At 67.8% G+C, this 20,720-nt stretch carries 19 protein-coding genes; 12 read left to right on the top strand and 7 right to left on the bottom strand.

Going from position 1 to position 20,720, the window contains the following annotated elements:
* Positions 1-33 precede the first annotated feature (33 nt).
* The 3 genes from M5C98_RS20810 to M5C98_RS20800 are packed head-to-tail and all read left to right on the top strand — an operon-like array spanning position 34 to position 3,999.
* Complete coding sequence (locus M5C98_RS20810; protein ID WP_272549333.1) at positions 34-1,923, top strand: amidohydrolase; 1,890 nt, start codon at positions 34-36, stop codon at positions 1,921-1,923.
* 2 nt (positions 1,924-1,925) lie between these two features.
* Complete coding sequence (locus M5C98_RS20805) at positions 1,926-2,345, top strand: DoxX family protein (protein WP_272549332.1); 420 nt, start codon at positions 1,926-1,928, stop codon at positions 2,343-2,345.
* A complete protein-coding gene (locus tag M5C98_RS20800) occupies positions 2,335-3,999 on the top strand; it encodes an MFS transporter (protein WP_272549331.1) in 1,665 nt (554 codons plus the stop codon). Before M5C98_RS20805 ends, M5C98_RS20800 begins: the two co-directional genes overlap by 11 nt.
* Positions 4,000-4,204: 205 nt before the next feature.
* Here the strand turns inward: M5C98_RS20800 and M5C98_RS20795 are convergent, their stop codons facing one another.
* Together M5C98_RS20795 and M5C98_RS20790 are read right to left on the bottom strand one after the other, a co-directional pair.
* The gene (locus M5C98_RS20795; protein ID WP_272549330.1) at positions 4,205-4,702 is read right to left on the bottom strand and encodes an Hsp20/alpha crystallin family protein; all 498 of its coding nucleotides are present in this window, start codon (positions 4,700-4,702) and stop codon (positions 4,205-4,207) included.
* A gap of 35 nt (positions 4,703-4,737) precedes the next feature.
* Complete coding sequence (locus M5C98_RS20790; protein WP_272549329.1) at positions 4,738-5,175, bottom strand: Hsp20/alpha crystallin family protein; 438 nt, start codon at positions 5,173-5,175, stop codon at positions 4,738-4,740.
* Between the two features lie 627 nt (positions 5,176-5,802).
* On the opposite strand from M5C98_RS20790, the gene M5C98_RS20785 reads away from it, so the two are divergent.
* The 4 genes from M5C98_RS20785 to M5C98_RS20770 all read left to right on the top strand — a co-directional run bounded on the left by M5C98_RS20785 (position 5,803) and on the right by M5C98_RS20770 (position 7,539).
* Positions 5,803-5,949 carry a hypothetical protein gene (locus tag M5C98_RS20785; protein ID WP_272549328.1) on the top strand — a complete coding sequence of 49 codons (147 nt, stop codon included), beginning with the start codon at positions 5,803-5,805 and terminating at the stop codon, positions 5,947-5,949.
* 93 nt (positions 5,950-6,042) lie between these two features.
* Entirely contained in the window at positions 6,043-6,300 is a 258-nt protein-coding gene (locus tag M5C98_RS20780) for a hypothetical protein (protein WP_272549327.1), read from the top strand.
* Entirely contained in the window at positions 6,285-7,229 is a 945-nt protein-coding gene (locus M5C98_RS20775) for a hypothetical protein (protein ID WP_272549326.1), read from the top strand. The genes M5C98_RS20780 and M5C98_RS20775 overlap by 16 nt, the downstream gene beginning before the upstream one ends.
* A gap of 88 nt (positions 7,230-7,317) precedes the next feature.
* Entirely contained in the window at positions 7,318-7,539 is a 222-nt protein-coding gene (locus M5C98_RS20770; protein ID WP_272549325.1) for a hypothetical protein, read from the top strand.
* Positions 7,540-7,561: 22 nt separating this feature from the next.
* On the opposite strand, the gene M5C98_RS20765 is transcribed toward M5C98_RS20770, so the two are convergent.
* Entirely contained in the window at positions 7,562-9,652 is a 2,091-nt protein-coding gene (locus M5C98_RS20765; protein ID WP_272549324.1) for a molybdopterin-containing oxidoreductase family protein, read from the bottom strand.
* Positions 9,653-9,750: 98 nt separating this feature from the next.
* Between M5C98_RS20765 and M5C98_RS20760 the strand changes: the two genes are divergently transcribed.
* Positions 9,751-10,893 carry an ABC transporter substrate-binding protein gene (locus M5C98_RS20760; protein ID WP_272549323.1) on the top strand — a complete coding sequence of 381 codons (1,143 nt, stop codon included), beginning with the start codon at positions 9,751-9,753 and terminating at the stop codon, positions 10,891-10,893.
* A 19-nt stretch (positions 10,894-10,912) separates the two neighbouring features.
* On the opposite strand, the gene argE is transcribed toward M5C98_RS20760, so the two are convergent.
* Positions 10,913-12,067 (bottom strand): acetylornithine deacetylase, encoded by a 1,155-nt coding sequence (gene argE / locus M5C98_RS20755; RefSeq protein WP_272549322.1) that lies wholly within the window; start codon positions 12,065-12,067, stop codon positions 10,913-10,915.
* A 46-nt stretch (positions 12,068-12,113) separates the two neighbouring features.
* On the bottom strand, positions 12,114-13,823 hold the full coding sequence (locus tag M5C98_RS20750) for a methyl-accepting chemotaxis protein (RefSeq protein ID WP_272549321.1): 1,710 nt from the start codon (positions 13,821-13,823) through the stop codon (positions 12,114-12,116).
* Positions 13,824-14,167: 344 nt separating this feature from the next.
* Between M5C98_RS20750 and M5C98_RS20745 the strand changes: the two genes are divergently transcribed.
* From M5C98_RS20745 to M5C98_RS20730, 4 genes are all read left to right on the top strand, one after another.
* Complete coding sequence (locus tag M5C98_RS20745) at positions 14,168-15,373, top strand: M20 aminoacylase family protein (protein WP_272549320.1); 1,206 nt, start codon at positions 14,168-14,170, stop codon at positions 15,371-15,373.
* Positions 15,374-15,537: 164 nt separating this feature from the next.
* On the top strand, positions 15,538-16,641 hold the full coding sequence (locus M5C98_RS20740) for a M14 family metallopeptidase (protein ID WP_272549319.1): 1,104 nt from the start codon (positions 15,538-15,540) through the stop codon (positions 16,639-16,641).
* Between the two features lie 161 nt (positions 16,642-16,802).
* Positions 16,803-18,689, top strand: a complete 1,887-nt coding sequence (locus M5C98_RS20735) for a methyl-accepting chemotaxis protein (RefSeq protein ID WP_272549318.1) — start codon at positions 16,803-16,805, stop codon at positions 18,687-18,689.
* A gap of 183 nt (positions 18,690-18,872) precedes the next feature.
* Positions 18,873-19,127 carry an acyl-CoA-binding protein gene (locus tag M5C98_RS20730; RefSeq protein WP_272549317.1) on the top strand — a complete coding sequence of 85 codons (255 nt, stop codon included), beginning with the start codon at positions 18,873-18,875 and terminating at the stop codon, positions 19,125-19,127.
* A gap of 83 nt (positions 19,128-19,210) precedes the next feature.
* Here M5C98_RS20730 and M5C98_RS20725 read toward each other — a convergent pair whose 3' ends face one another.
* Positions 19,211-19,519: a polyhydroxyalkanoic acid system family protein gene (locus tag M5C98_RS20725; protein ID WP_272549316.1), complete on the bottom strand. Its 309-nt coding sequence runs from the start codon at positions 19,517-19,519 to the stop codon at positions 19,211-19,213.
* Complete coding sequence (locus M5C98_RS20720; RefSeq protein WP_272549315.1) at positions 19,512-20,666, bottom strand: aminopeptidase; 1,155 nt, start codon at positions 20,664-20,666, stop codon at positions 19,512-19,514. The genes M5C98_RS20725 and M5C98_RS20720 overlap by 8 nt, the downstream gene beginning before the upstream one ends.
* Between the last annotated feature and the right edge of the window lie 54 nt (positions 20,667-20,720).

Here is a 20,720-nt window from a genome sequence, read left to right as displayed (position 1 = left end):
CTTCGCGTTGCCGATCCTCCAAGGAGCCTGCCCATGACCCCGCCCACCACCCCCGACCTGATCCTGCACAACGGCCGCTTCACCACGCTGGACCGCGCCAACCCCACGGCCAGTGCCGTGGCCATCGCGCAGGGGCGCTTCACCCAAGTCGGCACGGACCGCGACGTGCTGGCGCTGGCCGGGCCGGGCACGCGGCGCATCGACTTGAACGGCCGCAGCGCGCTGCCGGGCCTGATCGACAACCACCTGCACATCATCCGCGGCGGGCTCAACTTCAACATGGAACTGCGCTGGGACGGCGTGAAGAGCCTGGCCAATGCCATGGGCATGCTGCGGCGCCAGGTGGCGGTCACGCCCGCGCCGCAGTGGGTGCGCGTGGTGGGCGGGTTCACCGAACATCAGTTCGCGGAGAAGCGCCTGCCCACCATCGCCGAGCTGAATGCCGTGGCGCCGGACACGCCGGTGTTCATCCTGCACCTGTACGACCGCGCGCTGCTCAACGCCGCCGCGCTGCGGGCCGTGGGCTACACGCGCGACACGCCCGCGCCGCCCGGCGGCGAGATCGTGCGCGATGCGGCCGGCAACCCCACCGGGCTGCTGCTGGCCAAGCCCAATGCGGCCATCCTCTACGCCACGCTGGCCAAGGGCCCCAAGCTGCCGCATGCATACCAGGTCAACTCCACGCGCCACTTCATGCGCGAGCTGAACCGCCTGGGCGTGACGGGCGCCATCGATGCGGGCGGCGGCTTCCAAAGCTACCCCGACGACTACCAGGTGATCCAGGAACTGGCCGATGCCGATCAGCTCACCATCCGCCTGGCCTACAACCTGTTCACGCAAAAGCCGAAGCAGGAAAAGGAAGACTTCCTGAACTGGACGGCCACGTCGCAATACAAGCAGGGCACGGACTACTTTCGCCACAACGGCGCGGGCGAGATGCTGGTGTTCTCGGCGGCGGACTTCGAAGACTTCCGCCAGCCGCGCCCCGACATGGCGCCCGAGATGGAAGACGACCTGGAAGGCGTGGTGCGCATCCTGGCGCAGAACCGCTGGCCCTGGCGCATGCATGCCACCTACGACGAGACCATCGAGCGCGCGCTCGACGTGTTCGAGAAGGTGAACCGCGACACGCCGCTGGCCGGCCTGAACTGGTTCTTCGACCATGCCGAGACCATCTCGGAAAAGTCCATCGACCGCATCGCCGCTTTGGGCGGCGGCGTGGCCGTGCAGCACCGCATGGCCTACCAGGGCGAGTACTTCGTCGAGCGCTACGGCGCCGGCGCGGCCGAGGCCACGCCGCCCGTCAAGCGCATGCTGGAAAAGGGCGTGCACGTGTCCGCCGGCACCGACGCCACCCGCGTGGCCAGCTACAACCCGTGGGTGTCGCTGTCGTGGCTCATCACGGGCAAGACCGTGGGCGGCCTGCAGATCACGCCGCAGCGCAACTGCCTGGGCCGCGAAGCGGCACTGCGCCTGTGGACCGAGAACGTCACCTGGTTCAGCAACGAAGAAGGCAAGAAGGGCCGCATCCAGGCCGGCCAGCTGGCCGACCTGACCGTGCCCGACCGCGACTTCTTCGCCTGCCCCGAATCCGACATCGCCGACACCACGGCGCTGCTCACGGTGGTGGGCGGCAAGGTGGTGTACGGCGCCGGTGATTTCGCCCGCTTCGACGACGCGGCACCGCCGCCCGCCATGCCCGACTGGTCGCCCGTGCGCACCTTCGGCGGCTATGGCGGCTGGGGCACGCAGGAGGGCGCGCCGCTGCAGGCCGTGGTGCGCCGCGCCGCCGCCGCGTGCGCCTGCGCCAACGATTGCAACGTGCACGGCCACCAGCACGCCACGGCCTGGAGCAGCCGGCTGCCGATCGCCGACCTGAAGGGCTTCTGGGGCGCCCTGGGCTGCGCCTGCTGGGCGGTGTGACCGTGGACGGTTCCATCGACGCGCTGCGCGGCGCCTTCACCGCGCCCTGGGTGCAGTCGCTCGCGCTGCTGTGCCTGTGCGCGGCCTACCTGCAGGGCGGCATCGGCAAGGCGCGCGACTTCGCCGGCGCGGTGGCCGAGATGCGAGGCTTTGGCCTGGCACCCGCCGCGCCCGTGGCGGCCGCAACCATCGCGCTGCAACTGGGCGCCTCGCTGCTGATCGTCTCGGGCTGGTACCGCTGGCTGGGCGCGCTGGCGCTGGCCGGCTTCACGGTGCTGGCGGCGTTCCTGGCCGACCGCTTCTGGCAGGTGGCACCGCCCGAGCGGCAGCGCGCCGCCAACGCATTCTTCGAACATTGGGGCCTGGTGGGCGGCATGCTGCTCGTCGCCTGGCACGACCTGGGAGGCCTCCATGGCGCATGACGATCACCAACACGATTCACCGTCCGCCGCGGTCGCCGCCGCCGTGCCCGCACCTTCGGGCAGCTTCGCGCCGCTGCGCCTGCCGCTGTTCGCGGTGCTGTGGTCCGCCACGGTGCTGGGCAACATCGGCAGCTTCATGCGCGACGTGGCCAGCTCGTGGATGGTGACCGAGCTGTCGTCCAGCCCCGCCGCCGTGGCGCTGGTGCAGACGGCGGCCACGCTGCCGATCTTCCTGCTGGCGATTCCCGCCGGCGTGCTGTCGGACATCCTGGACCGCCGGCGCTTTCTGATCGCCGTGCAGGTGCTGCTGGCCTGCGTGAGCGGCACGCTGCTGGTGATGGCGCGCACGAACACGCTCACGGTGGAATCGCTCATCGCGCTCACCTTCGTGGGCGGCATCGGTGCCGCGCTCATGGGGCCCACGTGGCAGTCCATCGTGCCCGAGTTGGTGCCCCGCAGCGAGCTGAAAAGCGCTGTGGCGCTCAACTCGCTGGGCATCAACATCGCCCGCGCCATCGGCCCGGCGGCGGGCGGCCTGCTGCTGGCCAGCTTCGGCGCGGCCGCGGCCTATGGCCTGGACGTGGCGAGCTACGGCTTCGTAATCGCCGCGCTGCTGTGGTGGAAGCGCCCCAAGGCCGAATCCACCGGGCTGAACGAGCAGTTCTTCGGCGCCTTCCGCGCCGGGCTGCGCTACGCCCGCGCCAGCCGCGAACTGCACGTGGTGCTGCTGCGCGCGGCGGTGTTCTTCCTGTTCGCCAGTTCCGTCTGGGCGCTGCTGCCGCTGGTGGCGCGGCGCATGCTGGGCGGCACGGCGGGCTTCTACGGCGTGATGCTGGGCGCGGTCGGTGCCGGGGCCATTCTCGGCGCGGTGCTGCTGCCGCGCCTGCGCAAGCGCCTGGATGCCGACGGGCTGGTGCTGCTGGCCTCGCTGCTCACCGCCGGTGTGATGGCCGTGCTCACCCTCGCGCCGCCGCGCGAGGCCGCCGTGGCGCTCATGCTGGTGCTGGGTTGGGGTTGGATCATCGCGCTCACCACGCTCAACGGCGTGGCCCAGGCCGTGCTGCCCAACTGGGTGCGTGGCCGCGGCCTTGCGATCTATCTCATGGTGTTCAACGGCGCCATGGCCGCGGGCAGCCTGGGCTGGGGCCTGGTGGCAGGGCAGGCGGGACTGCCGCTCACGCTGCTGGTCGGTGCGGGCGGCCTGGTGCTGGCGGCCGTGCTCTTTCACCGCGTGAAGCTGCCCACCGGCGAAGCCGATCTGCAGCCTTCCAACCACTGGCCCGAGCCTTTGCTGGCCGAGCCCGTCGCGCACGATCGCGGCCCGGTCATGGTGCAGATCGAATACCAGATCCGCCAGCCCGACCTGCCCGCCTTCCTGCAGGCCATGCAGCACGTGGCGCGCGAACGCCGCCGCGACGGCGCCTACGCCTGGGGCGTGGCCGAGCACACGGCCGAGCCGGGCCGGGTGATCGAGTGGTTCCTGGTCGAATCGTGGGCCGAGCACCTGCGCCAGCACGGCCGTGTTTCCAAAGCCGATGCCGATCTGCAGGCCGAGGCGCTGCGCTACCACGTCGGCCCGGGCCGTCCCGTGGTGCACCACTACCTGGCGCTGGATGCGCAGAGCGTCGCCGCATCGCCCTCTGCCGCAGGGTGAGCCCGACAGCGCTCAACTGGGCTCAACGCAATGCGGCCCCTGCAGTCGTATTAGCTGCAGGGGCCGCGATGCTGAGGCGGGGGCAATCCTTTTGTGCGAGCCGACTTTGAGTAAAAAAGGGCTCCAGCGCAATATTCACTAGGGAGCATTGCTATATAAGTAATAGCAATGCCGGTGCACTGATCCCTGGCGGCTCCGCAAGCCGTTAAGCCATCTGCACCTCGATGCGCCGCGGCTGTGCGTGCTGCGCCTTCGGAATGCGCAGCTTCAGCACCCCGTTCGCCAGCTCGGCCGACACCCGCTCGGTGTCCAGTTCCTTGCTCAGGGTGAACACCCGGCGGAACCGACCCAAGCCTACTTCCGTGTGGCTGGAGGTCAGGCCCTCGGGCACGGCCAGGTCGGATTCGGCCTCGATCGTCAGCGTCTCCGACTCGACCTGCAGATTGAGCTTGTCGCGGCTCACGCCCGGCAGATCCGCATAGAGCGTGATGCCGCCCGAGTCCTCGATCACATCGACCGGCGGCGTGAGCGCCGAATCGGCGTAGCGCGAGCGGTCCTGCGGCGCGGGGGCTGGCTGGCGGGTGGCGCCCGGCTGGGGGTGGGCGCTGCCGGTGTGGTGGTTGCGGCTGCGATTGCCGTCGCTTTGGCTATGGCTGTGGCTCAAGCTGTGGCTGTTATTCGAAGTCTGGATATCGTTGCGCATGGCTGTTTCTCCTGTCTGCTTCGGAAACCTGCGGGTTACTGGATCGTGATGCGCCGCGGCTGTGCCGAGGCCCGGCGCTGCACGGTGATATGCAGCACGCCGTCCCGCAACTGGGCGTTGACGGCGTCCGGATCGGCATCGTCGGGCAGCGTGACCACGCGGCGGAATTTGCCGTCGAAGCGCTCGTTGATGTGCGCCGTCGCCTTCGCATCGGCCTGGCCGATGGGGCTCTTGCGCTCGCCGGCAATGCTCAGCAGGCCGCGCTCCAGGTGCACCTCCAGCGTGGCCGGATCGACGCCGGGGGCGAAGGCATACACCTCGATGGACTGGGGCGTCCCGCCGACGTTCAGGGCGGGAAACCCGTTGCGGGCGAAGCCGCGGATGGTGGGCGACAGATCGAAGGCCTGCTGCATCTCGCGCTGCAGGCGATCCATCTCGGCGAACATATCGCGCGGAAACAGAGATCGGTACATGGCGAAACCTCCAATGAGTGACGTGTCGTTGAGGGTGGTTAAACGGAACGCCGGCGAAGCTCCGGCGCTTCCGGTCCATGAATTAGCAGCGGGCTTCGGGTTTTCAAGAGGGGTGGCGCAGAAAATCTGAAGACCCGCGGCGGCGTGCCGCTTGCGCCTCGTTCGCGTCCACTCAACGCTTCTGGGTACTGGAGACAAGAGCGAAAGGGTTTCTTCGGAAGCCCTTTTTTTGATGCATTTTCACGGGGCATGCATTTTAAATATCCCGACCGATGCCGAGACAGTGCAACGGGCTGGTTTTGCATTTTTGGGGGTGGGCGCAAGGGCCTTATTGCTCCACTTCTTATTCTTGGGTCCACCCCAGGGAACCTCTCAAACCCCCATCCCAAACAGTCGGCACCCTTATAAATCAACGAGTTACGACGACCAAACTTGCAAACTCGGAGGTTTTGAGAGGTTCCCCCCCCCATATTAAAACGGCATTGATCATCGTGAAAATCAATTAACGGTGTGTCGTTGCGGCGCAACGTCTTGCCTCTTTTTCTACACACAACGTCGCCCAGGTCACGAGAATAGTGGTGTCAGCGATCAAAAGGCTGACATTTATCCACGACATAAGGAAGTTAAATGAACGCGAATCAAACGGCAGTTATCACCGAAGTTCCAGAAATCACTCTACTGGGCGCCCTTGACGACGTTCAGGGCACGGCGAGTTTGGGTCTCGATGCTGTCAGCAGCACGCCCATCTTTGCGATCATCTATAACGCGATCTGAGTTTTAGGGGTTCAGACCATCGGTGATATTGGCGCCGCTCTGAAAAGCGGACGCCAGATTCCATCTTTCCAATATTTAAAAAAGAAATTGTGAATGTCCAGACGCATATGGATTGCCGAAGGCTACGCGACCGATGGCGAGATGTACGGGCGTGCTTTGCAGTTGCCAGAGCCAAACCCATCCCATCTTCCGTCGCCGCTGAAAAATATTGGAACCGACGTCCAGCGCAAACGGGAGGCGATCGTGAAAGTCAACGTGGGCGACGTCGCCTCGTGTCCGTGTCTTGACGTGGGACTGAGGCCCATCGAGGACGAACCCGACCGGGGAGGTAATGCATGCGCGATGGATTGATTCGAAACATCAGGTCGATTTTTTCAGGGCAGGAAGCGACCCTCTTGACTGACGATTGGGACTTGGCGCAATGGCTGGCGGCGCGCGATCTTCCCGTCACGACGTTTGACGAAATCGGCGTGGGCGACGTCGAAGTGCCCAGGCGTGCGCTCGCCATACCGCTTGACTGGGACCGTGTCCCGTCACGCGAGTTGCTGCTCGAAAAATGGTCGGCGACGAGCATCCTGTGGTTGCCGCTCGCGTCCTTTTCATCCGACCTGGATACAGCGAAATACTCGGTCGAGATGTTTTCGGAAGTCGACGTTTCTCTGTCGGTGGCCATGAACCGCCGCGTCATCACGCGGCTGCTGATGGCGCGTGAGGAAATCACGATGACGGGGCCGGACACTGCGTTGACGATCCGACTGCCGGATGTGCTCCACGCGGTGGGGCGCACCCGGGTGGCGCTGCTCCACGACGAGCACACGACCCTTGGCAACTACTTCGAAGTGGGGATGTCGCCCAGCGACATGGCGGGCCAGGTCGACGCGGCGATGTCCGTCTCTGGGGTGGTCCGGGTCGATACGGTGCTGGTCGCGAAGCACCGTCAAATGCGGCGAGAGAGTGCGTCGACCTTCCAGCCCGCAGCGGAAATGGCGGAAAAACTCCGCAAGGCTTGCCCGTTTCAATTGGTTGTCGAAGACAACAGAATCGTCAGTGGATTGGGCGAATGGGCCGATGCCATCCACATGCTGAGTGGATCGCAATACGGCTTCGCCTTGACCGAGGTGGCCATCGGTACCGGGGCGTTGCCGCTGGGCCGAGTCGATCGCAGTCTCAACAGCGTGCTCAACGAAGGAGCCACCGGCATTCACATCGGCATCGGAAACGGCTTGAATGGCACCCATTTCGACTTCATCTCCACGGAGGCTCGGCTTGATGGAACATGACAGCCATGTGGCCGATCGGATGTCGAAGGGAACGATTCGGCTGTCCCGTTGCATCCATTTGCGGGAGGAAGCGGACGGAGGTGCGCTCGTGGTCGACGATCGAACTCTGACCGCCGCCTACATCAACAGGCCGGCCCATGTCCTCTTCAAGGCGCTGGGCCAGCCTTGTGCGCTGGGGGATCTGGCCCGCATCCTGGCCGACACGGTCCATTGCCCTGTCAGCGAAGCGTTCGTGCATGTCGCCAAGCTGGTCGAGAACGCCACGCGACTGGACTGGATCGAGACGCACAACGCGGACATGGGCCCCTGAGCGCGATCATCGGTTCGGTATTTCAGCGGGCAACCTCAGCCTGCCCGGGCATCGCTGCCACTTCCACCACGCAGTCATAGAACGTGGGCGCGCCGCCGATATCGGTCAGCGCCTGGCTGGTCAGCTCGTTCACGTTGGTGCCGTTCACGCCGAACTTGCGCCACCAGATGCCCAGGCCGTTGACCACGCCGGGGCGGGCGCGGTTGTTCACGGCGGCGTGGCATTCGTAGCTGCCGCGATCGTTGAACACGCGCACCAGGCTGCCGTCGGCGATGCCGCGCGGGGTGGCGTCGTCGGGGTGGATCTCCAGCACGGGTTGCGTTTCGATGTTGCGCAGGCTCTGCACATTTACGAAGGTGGAGTTGAGGAAGTTGCGCGCGGGCGGCGAGATCATGGCCAGCGGGTAGCGGCCGCCGGGCTGCGGCAACTCGTGGTTGGGCACGTGCACCGGCACGGGCGCCAGCCCCTGGGCCGCCAGCCGCTCGCTGTAGAACTCGCACTTGCCCGACGGCGTGTGAAAGCCGCCTTCGGCGAACGGCGCATCGGGCAGGGGCAGGGGCGCGAAGCCCACGTCGAGCAGTTGCCCGAAGTCGATGCGGTCGCCGTAGGCCTGGCGGCACAGGGCCTCGTCGCTGTCGGCAAAGCAGGGCTCGGTGTAGCCCATGCGCTCGGCCAGGTCGCGGAAGATGCGGGCATTGGAGCGCGATTCGCCCAGCGGCGCGATGGCTGGGCGGTTGAGCAGCACGTCGGTATGGCCGTAGGACACGTGCACGTCCCAGTGCTCGAGCTGCGTGGTGGCGGGCAGCAGGTAGTCGGCGTAATCGGCCGTGTCGGTGCGAAAGTGCTCCAGCACCACGGTGAAGAGGTCGTCGCGCGCGAAGCCCCGGGCCACCTGCGCGGAGTCGGGCGCCACGGCCACGGGGTTGCTGTTGTAGACGACGACGGCCTCGATCTTCGGGCCGAACTCCGGCGAGGATTCGCGCAGCAGGTCGCCGCCGATGGTCACCATGTTGATGGTGCGCGGCACCGGGCCCGCGTGCAGGTCGGGGCGCTGCAACTGGGCGCGCTGCACGGGAAAGTGGCCGGAGCTGGACAGCAGCAGGCCGCCCGCGCGGTGGCGCCAGGCGCCGGTGAGCGCGGGCAGGCAGGCCACGGCGCGCGTGGCGTTGCCGCCGCCGCGCACGCGCTGCATGCCGTAGCTCAGGCGGATGGCGGCGGGCCGCGTGGTGCCGTAGTCGCGCGCCAGCTGGCGGATCTGCTCCACCGGCAGGCCGCAGACCTCGGCCGCGCGCTCGGGCGGCCACTGCAGGGCGTTCTCGCGCAGCGCGTCCCAGCCCACGGTGTACTGCGCGATGTAGTCGTGGTCGAGCCAGTCGTTGGCGATCAGCTCGTGCATGAGCGACAGGGCCAGGGCCGCGTCGGTGCCGGGGCGCAGCTGCAGGTGCTCGTGGCACTTCTCGGCGGTCTCGCTCTTGCGCGGGTCGATGCACACCAGCCGGGCGCCGTCGCGCTTGGCCTGCTGCGCATAGCGCCAGAAGTGCAGGTTGCTGCCGATGGAGTTGCTGCCCCAGATGACGATGAGGCGCGATTCTGCGAAGAACTCCACCTTCATGCCCAGCTTGCCGCCCAGCGTGTAGTTCAGGCCTTCGCCGCCGGCGGTGGAGCAGATGGTGCGGCCCAGCTGCGATGCGCCCAGCCGGTTGAAAAAGCGCCGGTCCATGCTTTCGCCCTGCACCAGGCCCATGGTGCCGGCATAGCTGTAGGGCAGGATGGCCTGCGGGGCGCGGGCGGCGATGCGCGTCAAACGCGCCGCGATATCGGTGAGCGCCTCGTCCCATGTCACCGCCTCGAACTGCGACCCCGGGCCCTTGGGGCCGATGCGTTTGAGCGGCTGCAGCAGGCGCTCGGGGTGGTTCGTGCGCTCGGCATAGCGCGACACCTTGGCGCACAGCACGCCGCCGGTGTGGCCGTGCGCCGGGTTGCCCTGCACGCGGGTGGCCACGCCGTTGTCCACGGTGGTCAGCAGGGCGCAGGCGTCGGGGCAATCGTGGGGGCAGGCCCCGCGCACTTGCCGCACCGGCTCGGAAAAGAGGGGGATTTCAGTCGTGGACATAGGGGTTTTCCTGTCGATACACTCACCAACCAGCAGCGATGGCGGGGTGGCAACCCCGCGGAACATCGACGTTTTTTGATCGAAGAGGGGATTTCACCATGAAGCATCTTGCGTTGGGGCGCAGACGGTTTTCCATCGGCCTGGGGGCCGCCGCGCTCGGCGGTTTCGGGCTGGCCAGGGCGCAGTCGGAGGCGCCCCTGGTGCTGGGGCAGTCCGCTCCGTTCAGCGGGCCCGCCGCGCAGCTCGGGGTGCAACTGCACCAGGGCGCCCAGCTCCACTTCGAGCAGTGGAACGCCCAGGCGGGCTCTGGCCGGCGCACCGTGGAGCTGCGCACGCTGGACGACGGCTACGAGCCCGACCGCTGCGCCGCCAACACGCGCAAGTTCATCACCGACGATGTGTTCGCGCTGTTCGGCTACGTGGGCACGCCCACCAGCGTGGCGGCGATGCCGCTGCTGACGCAGGCCAAACTGCCGTTCTTCGCCCCGTTCACCGGGGCCGAGGCCTTGCGCCAGCCCTTGAACAAGCTGGTGTTCCACGTGCGGGCCTCCTACAACGACGAGACCGCCGCCATCGTGAACAAGCTCACCCACCTGGGCCTGAGCAAGATCGGCGTCTTCTACCAAAACGATGCCTATGGCAAGGCCGGACTGGACGGCATGACGCTGGCCCTGGGCACCCACAAGCTCGCCCCGGTGGCGCAGGCGACGGTCGAGCGCAACTCGGTGGACGTGGCCGCGGCGGTGCGCACCCTGGTGGCTGCGCGGCCCGAGGCGATCGTGCAGGTCAGCACCTATGCCGCCAGCGCCGCGTTCGTGCGCGCCGCGCGCAAGGCGGGCTACGGCGGCACGTTCTACAACCTGTCGTTCGTGGGCACGCAGGCGCTGATGGACGAACTCAAGGCCGATGGCGCGGGCGTGGTGGTCTCGCAGGTGATGCCTTCGCCCTACCAGTCCGCCCGCCAGCTCACGCGGGAGTTCCAGGAGGCGATCAAGAAGGGCGGCAACAAGGTCCAGTCCAACTATTCCAGCCTGGAAGGCTATGTGGCCGCGCGCGTGTTCACCGAGGGGCTGCGCCAGGCCGGCGCGCGACCCACGCGCGAATCGCTGATCTCGGCACTGGAGGGCTTCGGCACGCAGCAGATCGCTGGCTTTCAGGTGGCGTTCGGTCCCGGCAACCACATGGGGTCGCGCTTCGTGGAGATGTCGATGCTCACGGGCGACGGCCGCGTGCGCGTCTGATCCGGCGCGCTGCTTTTCTCTATAACTGGCGCGTTGCCGCCAGCCCCTGCATGAAGGCCTCGCAGCGGGCGAGCTGGTCCAGCGAGACGTATTCGTCGGGCTGGTGCGCCTGCTGGATGCTGCCTGGCCCGCACACCACGGTGGGAATCCCGGCGTTCTTGAACAGCCCCGCCTCGGTGCCGAAGGCCACCAGCGTGGTGCCTTGTTCCCCGGCCAGGCGCTGCGCGAGCCGCGTGACGGCATCGTCCCGGTGGCCCAGGAAGCTCGGGATCTCGCAGATCGTCTCGAAAGTGATGCCGGTGCTGGGCGCCACCTTCTGCATCGCGGGCTCCAGCGACCGGGCATAGGCGATCACCTCGGCCTGCATGCCGGCGGCGTCCGCCGTGGGCAGGTCGCGGAATTCATAGCGGAACTCGGCATCGCGCGGCACCACGTTGTCGGCGATGCCGCCATGGAACTGGCCCACGCTGGCGGTGGAAAAGGGCACGTCGAAGCCTTCGAAGCGCGGCTCGTTCCGCTCGAAGCCCTCGGCCATGTCGCGCACGCGGCCCACCACGCGCGCCGCCATCTCGATGGCATTGACCGAATGCGGGGTGAGCGAGGAGTGCGCCTCCTTGCCGCGAACGCAGCACTTGTAGCGGTACACGCCCTTGTGCGCGATGGCCGGCACCATGCTGGTCGGCTCGCCCACGATGCAGGCCAGCGGGCGGATGCCGGCGTCCTTCATGTCGGCGATGAGTTCCTTCACACCGAAGCAGCCCACCTCTTCGTCGTAGCTGAAGGCATAGTGGATGGCGAAGGGCGCATCGCTGTTCAAGAAAGCTTCGGCCTGCGCGAGCGCGATGGCGATGAAGGCCTTCATGTCGGCGCTGCCCCGGCCGTACAGGCGCCCGTCCTGCACGGTGGCGCCCAGCGGGTCGAACGTCCAGTCCTGGCCGTCCCACGGCACGGTGTCGGTGTGCCCGGACAGGATGATGCCGGCGGGCTTGCCCTCGCCCAGCGTGGCGAACAGGTTGGCCTTGGTCTTGTCGGCGTTGAAACTCAGGCGGCTTTTTACCCCGAGCTTATCGAGCGTGTCGCGCACGAAATGGATCAGATCCAGGTTGGAGCGGTGGCTGACGGTGTTCATGCGCACCAGCGTCTGGGCCAGTTGCAGGGCGTTCGTGGAGATCATGGGTCCATTCTCCCGGATCGCGCCGGCCCGTGTTGCGGTCCCCGGCTCAAAAGCCTTCCCAGTCCTTTTCGCCGTGGCCTGCGGTCGCGCTCGGCGCGGTGCCCAGGCGCTTTACCGGGGTCTTCGCCGGTGGCAGCGGTGGCCGCGCCGCGCTGGGTTGAGGGCGTGGCATGGGGGCTTGCTGGGGCTGTTGCAGCGATGCGCCGGGCGCGATCTGGAACACCTCCATGGTCTGCACCAGTTGCTGCGCCTGCGTCTTCAGGCTCTGCGCCGCCGCGGCGCTTTCTTCCACCAGCGCGGCGTTCTGCTGGGTGACCTGGTCCATCTGGGTGATGGCCTCGCCCACCTGCTCCACGCCGGTGCTCTGCTCGCTGCTGGCGGCGCTGATCTCGCCCATGATGTCGGTCACTCGCCGCACCGAAGCGACCACCTCGGCCATGGTCGCACCGGCCTGGTTCACCAGCGTGGTGCCCTGGCCCACGCGGTCCACGCTGATGGTGATGAGGTTTTTGATCTCCTTGGCGGCCTCGGCGCTGCGCCCGGCCAGGCTGCGCACCTCGCTGGCCACCACGGCGAAGCCGCGGCCCTGCTCGCCGGCGCGGGCGGCTTCCACGGCGGCGTTGAGCGCCAGGATGTTGGTCTGGAAGGCGATGCCGTCGATCACTCCGATGATGTCGGAGATCTTCTTGCTGCTGTCGTTGATGCCCTTCATGGTTTCCACGACCTGGGCCACCACATCGCCTCCCTTTTGAGCGATGGCGCTGGCGCCGGCGGCCAGTTGGTTGGCCTCCCGGGCGTTGTCGGCGTTCTGCTTGACGGTGGAGCTGAGTTGCTCCATCGACGCGGCGGTCTGCTGCAGCGCCGAGGCCTGCCGCTCGGTGCGCTGGGCCAGATCGTTGTTGCCGGAGGCGATCTCCGCGCTGGCCGTGGCCACGCCTTCGGCGTTGTTGCGCACGTTCACCACCACATCGGTCAGCGAAGCCTGCATGGTCGCCATGGTCTGTAGCAGCGGACTGAATTCGTCGCGGGCGCTGTCCGTCACGGGCTGGGTGAAGTTGCCCTGGCGCACCCGGTCGGCCACGTCCTGCGACACCTTCACGCGGGCGCGCAGCAGCCGCGCGATGTACCAGGAAAAGGCGATCAGACCAATGGCGATCACCGTGACCAGGGCGGTGAGCTGGCGCCGCGTGGCGTCGGCAGCGGACTGGATCCCCTGTACCTCCGTTGCCAGCGTTTGGCCCTGGCGTTCGCGCTCGGCCTTCAGCCAGGCCTGCATGGGCATGAAGGTGGGGATGGTCTTTTCCATCAGCATGGCCTGCGCCTGCGGCAACTGGCCCTCACGTACCAGGGCCATGTTGGCCTCTGCGGCGGGCCAGGTGACGCGCTGCAGCTGCAGCCAGTCGCGCTCGAAGGCGTCGCGGCCGGCCTGGTTGGTCACACCCTGAAGGAACGCGTTATCGTTGCGGGTGATCTGCTGGCGCATCGCATCGATGTCCTTGGCCACGGCATCGATGCCCTGCGGCGACTGCACCAGCAGCGCCTGGCGCAGGTTCAGCAGCACCTGCGTCACGCTCAGCTCGGTGCTGGCGATGAGCCCGAGCTGGAGCACGCGCGTTTTGCCGGCCACCTCGGCCAGCCGCGCCACTTCCGAGAGCTGGAGCCAGGAGGTGAGGGCAAGGGCCGACAGTGCGGCGATCAATAGCAGGGACACGCCGTGCAGGCGGGTGCCGATACTCAATCCGTTGAAGAATTTCATGGGGGTTCCTGGCTCTCTGCGCTGAAGGGGATGCCCTGGGGCACCCGGTGATCGGACCGGCGGGGGATGGCTTGGGGGGAGGGAGTGGCACGTAGCGACGCCCATTCGGTCGATTTGCGAAGGGCGGGAAACCCGCAGGCCGCGTGCTTGCCTGCTGGGACTATCGGCATCCTATGGAGGCGATTAGCATCCCAGTATGCGCTAGGTCAATCAAATCAGTTTCCGGCGTGTGGGGCAGGCAGGCCCTAGACTCGGTGCGTCAGGCATGCATGTTGCATTCCTGCCCTTCTTTTTCGTCATGGTCGCTCGGTCCAGCCCTGGCGCACCGCTAAAGGAATGTTCCTATGAAAGTCCTCGATTCCATCGTTGCGCAGGCAGCCGGCATCGCCGCCGTGCGCCGCGATATCCACGCGCATCCCGAACTGTGCTTTGAAGAAGTCCGCACCGCCGATGTGGTGGCCGGCAAGCTCACCGAATGGGGCATTCCCATCCACCGCGGCCTGGGCAAGACGGGCGTGGTCGGCATCGTGCACGGGCGCGACGGCGGGGCTTCCGGCCGGGCCATCGGCCTGCGCGCCGACATCGACGCGCTGCCCATCACCGAGTTCAACACCTTCGCCCACGCCAGCACCCACCCCGGCAAGATGCACGCCTGCGGCCACGACGGCCACACGGCCATGCTGCTGGCTGCGGCGCAGCATTTCGCCAAGCACCGCGATTTCGACGGCACCGTGTACCTGATCTTCCAGCCGGCCGAAGAGGGCGGGGGCGGCGCCCGCGTGATGATCGAGGACGGCCTGTTCGAGCAGTTCCCCATGCAGGCCGTGTTCGGCATGCACAACTGGCCCGGCATGAAGGCCGGCCAGTTCGCCGTGAGCCCCGGCCCGGTGATGGCGTCGAGCAACGAATTCAAGATCGTCATCCGCGGCAAGGGCAGCCATGCCGCCATGCCGCACATGGGCACCGATCCCGTGCCGATCGCCTGCTTGATGGTGCAGGCTTTCCAGAACATCATCAGCCGCAACAAGAAGCCGGTGGATGCGGGCGTGATCTCGGTCACCATGATCCACACCGGCGAGGCCACCAACGTGGTGCCCGACAGCTGCGAGCTGCAAGGCACGGTACGCACCTTCAGCGTCGAGGTGCTGGACATGATCGAGCGCCGCATGAAGCAGGTGGCCGAACACACCTGCGCCGCGCACGAGGCCACGTGCGAGTTCGAGTTCGTGCGCAACTACCCGCCCACCATCAACTCGCCCGCCGAAGCGGAGTTCGCGCGCCAGGTCATGGCCGGCATCGTGGGCGAGGCCAACGTGGTGCGGCAGGAGCCCACCATGGGCGCGGAAGATTTCGCCTTCATGCTGCAGGCCAAGCCCGGGGCCTACTGCTTCATCGCCAACGGCGACGGCGACCACCGCGCCATGGGCCATGGCGGCGGCCCCTGCACGCTGCACAACCCGAGCTACGACTTCAATGACGACCTGATCCCGCTCGGCGCCACCTATTGGGTGCAACTGGCGCAAGGCTGGCTGTCCCGGCCGGCCGGCTGATCCGCTGGCGCGTGCCGGCCTCCATCCTGGCGCCCGTGGGCGCCTGGTGGCATTCCTATTTCAATGCTTCGCATCGGGTGCTTCGTGCGCCTGGGCCCTGCCGCTTGCGGCGGGGTTTTCGCGTTGCCTTTTTCAGCCTCCCGGCCCCTTGAACGGAGATCTTCATGATCGGTATCGCCTCGGCGTTTTCTCAAAGCTACGCGCGCGCCCGCACCCAGTTCCTGGAGGCCGCGGCGGCCGCCGGGTTGCTGGTGGAGTCGCACACGCACCCGCTCAAAGGGCGCGACGGCGAGACGCTGGCGATGGACGTGGTGCGCGACGGCCCCGACAACGCGCAGCACCTGCTCATCGTGACCAGCGCATGCCACGGCGTGGAGGGCTACTGCGGCAGCGGCGTGCAGGTGTTCGCGCTGCACGACGAGGCCTGGCGCGCCAAGGCCCGCGAGCAGGGGGTGGCCGTGCTCTACATCCATGGGCTCAACCCGTATGGCTTCTCGCACATCCGCCGCGCCACGCACGAGAACGTGGACCTGAACCGCAATTTCCACGACTTCACGCAGCCCCTGCCGGTGAACCCGGCCTACCGCGAGATCCAGCCGCTGCTGCTGCCCGACCAATGGCCGCCCACGGCCGAGAACCGCGCGGCGGTGTTCCGCTTCATCGGCGAGCGCGGCGAGGCCGCGTGGCAGGCTGCCATCAGCCGGGGCCAGCACGAGTTTCCGGGGGGGCTGTTCTTCGGCGGCACGGCGCCCACATGGAGCAACCGCACGCTGCGCCAGGTGCTGCGCGAGCAGGGCGAACATGCCCGGCGCATCGCCTGGATCGACCTGCACACGGGCCTGGGGCCCAGCGGCCACGGCGAACGCATCTACGCGGGGCGCGACGATGCGGCCTCGGTGCAGCGGGCGCGCGACTGGTGGGCGGGCGGCGGCGCCACGCCGGTCACGTCGATCTATGACGGATCGTCCACCTCGGCATTCCTCACGGGGTTGATGTGGATCAGCGTGTACGAGGAATGCCCGCAGGCCGAGATCACCGGCATTGCCATGGAATACGGCACGGTGCCGGTGCTGGAGGTCATGCAGGCCTTGCGCGCCGAACACTGGCTGAACCTGCATCCCGAGGCCCCGGCCGAACTGGCCGCGCAGATTCGCGCGCAGATGCTGGCCGCCTTCTACACCGATACCGATGCCTGGAAGGGCCAGGTGGTGAGCCAGGCGCGGCAGTCGATGTTCCAGGCCGTGGACGGGCTCTCCAGCACCGCGTAACCCTCGCCACGGCGACCCTTTGCATCCCCGGCGACACGCAGGGGCTGGCATTTCGCGTGAATAACGCGAACAATGTCCTCTGCGCACGAACCGCAGCGCCCTGTATGGCCCGCCGTACTGCAGGCCTGTCAAAACAATCAATGCAGAGAGAGGGGATCGACATGGAGGTTGAACAAGGCCGGAACACGCTCGCACTCCGCCTGACACTCATCAACGGGGCCATCCTGTTGCTGCTCGGCGCGGTGGCCGTGGCCATCTGGATCATGATGGGCCAGATCAACGAGGATGCGGAGGTGGTCCGATCCAGGAACGTGCCGCAACTGCAGCGGATCGCGGCCCTGGAGCTGAACGTGACGCGCGTGTCGCTGCAGTTGCGCCATTCGATCCTGGCGCGCACGCCCGAAGAGCGCAACGTCACCTTGGCCGACATCGCCGAAAAGCGCCAGTTGCTGCAAAAGACGCTCGACGAGTTCGGCGCCAACATGGTCAACGACGAAGGGCGTCGCGCCTACGAGCCCCTTCCCGCCCTGATGCGGGCGTTCTGGGCCGCGGGCGAGCAGAACCTGGCGCTCATCCAGGCCGATCGCAAGGACGATGCCTTCGCCTTCCTGGTGGACCAGACCATTCCCGCCCGAAACCGATTGCTGGCGCCGCTGGGCCTGGAAAAGGACCGCCAGGGCGAGCGCCTTTCCGCCCGCATCCACGACGTGAAGGAGTACGCCGCCACGGGCCGGGCCGTGGCGATGGCGGCGGTGCTGGCCGTGGCGGCTTGCCTGGCTGGTCTCAGCGTCTATTTGCGCACGGTGGTGCGGCAGCTCGGCGCCGACCCGGCGGAACTCAAACGGGTCGCGGATGCGGTGGCGGCGGGCGATCTCGCCTCGCGCATTCCGGTGCGCCCGGGGGATACGGACAGCATCATGGCGGCGATGGCCAGCATGAGTGCGCGTCTGGGCGCGGTCGTGCAGACCGTGCGCACCAGCGCCGAGAGCGTGTCGGGTGCCAGCAGCGAGATCGATGCGGGCAACCACGACCTGTCCACGCGCACCGAGCGGCAGGCCTCGGCGCTGGAGCAGACCGCGGCGTCGGCGGAGCAACTGGGCAGCACGGTGCGCCAGAACGCCGACAGCGCGCGCCGTGCCAACGAATTGGCGCAGACCGCCTCTTCGGTGGCCGAGCAAGGCGGCGCGGTGGTGGCCGAGGTGGTGGACACCATGCGCGGCATTCAGGACAGCAGCGGCAAGATCGGCGAGATCATCGGCGTGATCGACGGCATCGCCTTCCAGACCAACATCCTCGCGCTGAACGCCGCCGTGGAAGCGGCCCGCGCGGGTGAGCAGGGCCGGGGCTTCGCCGTGGTGGCCAGCGAGGTGCGCAGCCTGGCCGGGCGCAGCGCCGAGGCGGCCAAGGAGATCAAGGGCCTCATCACCGCCAGCGTGGACCGCGTGGAGCGTGGCAGCGCGCTGGTGGACAAGGCCGGCGCCACCATGGCCGAAGTGGTCACCGCGATCCGCCGCGCCACCGACCTCATGGGCGAGATCAGCGCCGCCAGCGCCGAGCAAAGCAGCGGGGTCGATCAGATCAGCGAAGCCATCACGCATGTGGATCAGGCCACGCAGCAGAACGCGGCCCTGGTCGAGGAAATGGCCGCGGCTGCCAGCAGCCTGAACGTCCAGGCCAGCGAACTGGTGCGCGCGACCGCGGTGTTCCGCCTGGCGGGCGAGGGCGCACTGCATGCCGGGGTGGCCGAGGCGCCGGCGCGCCGTCCTGCGCAGGCCGGGGTGTCCCGTCCGGCACCGGCACCCGCACCGCGGTTTGCGGCCTCCTCCGCGGCCAAGCCGCCAGTCAAGCGCCTGGGCGGCAATGCGGTGCCGAAGACCGGGCCCGCAGCCTCGGCCCAGGCCGCTGCGTCGCCGCCGCCCCCTTCGCCACCTGCCGCATCAACGGCGGGGGCAGCCAAGCCCGCACCCAGTGCCCCGGCACCTGCGGCTGCCCGCGCGGCAGCCCCGGCGGCCAAGTCGGGGTCCGAGAGCGACTGGGAAACGTTCTGAACGGAGACTGAGCAGAAGAAGGCAGGCCCAGGCCCCCCCCCAGCACAGGGGTGTGGGCGGCCGGGCGCGGGCAGTGGGGTACGGATGGCTTCACGGGAGGCTTTACCGCCCAGCGGGCCGTCGCAGGGCGCGGCAGAAACAGGCCCTAAGATGGCAGATCGACTACCAACGGAGACCTTTTCCATGTCCGATCTGAACACGGCGTTCGAAGCCGCCGTCGCCCAGTCCAAGAACCTCAGCGAGCGCCCCGACAATCCGACGCTGCTCAAGATCTACGCGCTGTACAAGCAGGCCACGGCCGGCGACAACGCCGAGAAGAAGCCCAGCTTTTCCGACGTGGTCGGCCGCGCCAAGTGGGATGCGTGGGAAAAGCTCAAGGGCACGGAAGGCGATGCCGCCAAGCAGCAGTACATCGACCTGATCGAATCGCTGAGTTGATTTCGCTGCGCTGAACGCCAGCGATTCCATGCGGGGCCGTGCAGTGCGCGGCCCCGCATTTTTGTTGCTGTTGCCCGCGCGGCTCAGGCCGCGCTGGGCGAGGGCCGGCCCAGCAGCTTGTCGAACTGCGAGTCGATCTCTTCGGCGATGCGGTCCTTGAACGCGCTGAACAAAAAACCCAGCTCCGCCTGCAGCTCGAACCGGTCCGCATGCACCTGCAGCGTGCCTTCGATGCCCGGGCGCTGAAAGCGCAGCGTGTCCTGCGCGGCGCCTTCTTCGTAGGCGCATTCCATGTCGAACTTGGCCTGGGCTTTCTGGGCCCACAGGCCGGCGATCTTGCGCGCTTCGGGCAGGCCGAGCCGGTGGGGGCGTTGGATGTGGATGTCAGGCAAGGGGCTTCTCCGGGGACGGGGTGGGCAGCAGGGCGCGCATGGCGGCCTCGCGTCGTTCGTGCGGCAGGGCCGCAAGGCGTTTCACCGCATCATAAAAGCGCGGCCAGTCGCGGCCTTCGTGCTCGAACAGCGCCTCGAAGGCCGGGACCCATTCGTCATAGGCGGCCTGCGCGCCGAACGTGGCGTTGTTGGCGTCCGCCACCCAGCGGTCGTAGCCGGCCAGCTGCGCAGGCGTGGCGCCGTCCTCGGCGATCCAGCGCGCGCGCAGTGCGGCGTAGTCGGCGCGAAACGCTTGCATGGCTTCTTGCTTTCGGGTGGCCATGGCGGGGTCGGGCGGCGCTTCGGCGGATTCATAGGCCGCCGCCAGCCGTTCGCGCGCGGCCCGCGTGAGTGCGCGAAACGCGTTGCGCCGGGCATCGCCGTGCGCGTAGTCGGCCCGCGCCTGCGGCGTGGCGCGCTCGGCCAGCCAGCGGGCCACGCCCAGGCGCTCCACGGCCGTCGCGAAAGACTCGTTGAACAGCGTGTCGCCGTTGGCATAGACCACCTGGTGCGCCAGTTCATGGAACAGCAGCCGCACGAACTCGCCCTCGGGCCAGCCGATGAAGGTGTTGAGCAGCGGGTCGCCACCCGCCCAGTTCATGTAGCCCAGGGTGGAATAGGCGGGCACGCCGTACACGCCCACCTCCAGGCCATCGGCGGCCAGCCGCGCGGCCTCGGCGCGTGCATCGGCCTCGTTGAAATAGCCGCGGTAGCCGATGCAGCCGGTGATCGGAAAGCACCAGCGGTGCAGGGTGAGCGAATCGGGCGGTGCCGCCACCACGTTCCACACGGCCGAGCGGCGGCCCAGATCGGCATAGCGCCGGTAGCTGGCGTTGTCGGGCAGCGCCAGCTCGGTCACGGCGAAGCGGCGGGCCTCATGCGCCAGCTGCAGGCGATCGCGCAGCGGCTGCGAGGTGTCGCCCCGCGCCAGCCACGAGTCGATGGGCTCGGCCGCGTGCATGAGCTGCAGGTGCCCGCGCACCGACTGCCAGTAGTACGCCAGCGATTGCCCGGTGCTGGCGCATCCGGAGAGCAGCAGCGAGGCGGCCAGCAGCAGGAGGCGGCGAGGCGACCGCAGGGGTGACGGGGGAAGGGGTGGCAGGAGCATTCGGCAATGGGTCGGCGGTCGGTGGGCCAAGGATAGCTAAAGCCACCGTGCGCC

This window comes from Acidovorax sp. NCPPB 3576, assembly GCF_028473605.1.
GTDB lineage: Bacteria > Pseudomonadota > Gammaproteobacteria > Burkholderiales > Burkholderiaceae_C > Paracidovorax.
Note: the sequence above shows the minus strand (reverse complement) of the source record. Positions and strands in the feature narration are given on the sequence as shown.

What these genes read in the sequence shown, in the direction of transcription:
- M5C98_RS20810 (WP_272549333.1), top strand. Translation starts at nt 34, where the DNA reads ATGACCCCGCCCACCACCCCCGACCTGATCCTGCACAACGGCCGCTTC.
- M5C98_RS20800 (WP_272549331.1), top strand. Translation starts at nt 2,335, where the DNA reads ATGGCGCATGACGATCACCAACACGATTCACCGTCCGCCGCGGTCGCC.
- M5C98_RS20795 (WP_272549330.1), bottom strand. Translation starts at nt 4,702, where the DNA reads ATGCGCAACGATATCCAGACTTCGAATAACAGCCACAGCTTGAGCCAC.
- M5C98_RS20790 (WP_272549329.1), bottom strand. Translation starts at nt 5,175, where the DNA reads ATGTACCGATCTCTGTTTCCGCGCGATATGTTCGCCGAGATGGATCGC.
- M5C98_RS20785 (WP_272549328.1), top strand. Translation starts at nt 5,803, where the DNA reads ATGAACGCGAATCAAACGGCAGTTATCACCGAAGTTCCAGAAATCACT.
- M5C98_RS20780 (WP_272549327.1), top strand. Translation starts at nt 6,043, where the DNA reads ATGTCCAGACGCATATGGATTGCCGAAGGCTACGCGACCGATGGCGAG.
- M5C98_RS20775 (WP_272549326.1), top strand. Translation starts at nt 6,285, where the DNA reads ATGCGCGATGGATTGATTCGAAACATCAGGTCGATTTTTTCAGGGCAG.
- M5C98_RS20765 (WP_272549324.1), bottom strand. Translation starts at nt 9,652, where the DNA reads ATGTCCACGACTGAAATCCCCCTCTTTTCCGAGCCGGTGCGGCAAGTG.
- M5C98_RS20760 (WP_272549323.1), top strand. Translation starts at nt 9,751, where the DNA reads ATGAAGCATCTTGCGTTGGGGCGCAGACGGTTTTCCATCGGCCTGGGG.
- argE (WP_272549322.1), bottom strand. Translation starts at nt 12,067, where the DNA reads ATGATCTCCACGAACGCCCTGCAACTGGCCCAGACGCTGGTGCGCATG.
- M5C98_RS20750 (WP_272549321.1), bottom strand. Translation starts at nt 13,823, where the DNA reads ATGAAATTCTTCAACGGATTGAGTATCGGCACCCGCCTGCACGGCGTG.
- M5C98_RS20745 (WP_272549320.1), top strand. Translation starts at nt 14,168, where the DNA reads ATGAAAGTCCTCGATTCCATCGTTGCGCAGGCAGCCGGCATCGCCGCC.
- M5C98_RS20740 (WP_272549319.1), top strand. Translation starts at nt 15,538, where the DNA reads ATGATCGGTATCGCCTCGGCGTTTTCTCAAAGCTACGCGCGCGCCCGC.
- M5C98_RS20735 (WP_272549318.1), top strand. Translation starts at nt 16,803, where the DNA reads ATGGAGGTTGAACAAGGCCGGAACACGCTCGCACTCCGCCTGACACTC.
- M5C98_RS20730 (WP_272549317.1), top strand. Translation starts at nt 18,873, where the DNA reads ATGTCCGATCTGAACACGGCGTTCGAAGCCGCCGTCGCCCAGTCCAAG.
- M5C98_RS20720 (WP_272549315.1), bottom strand. Translation starts at nt 20,666, where the DNA reads ATGCTCCTGCCACCCCTTCCCCCGTCACCCCTGCGGTCGCCTCGCCGC.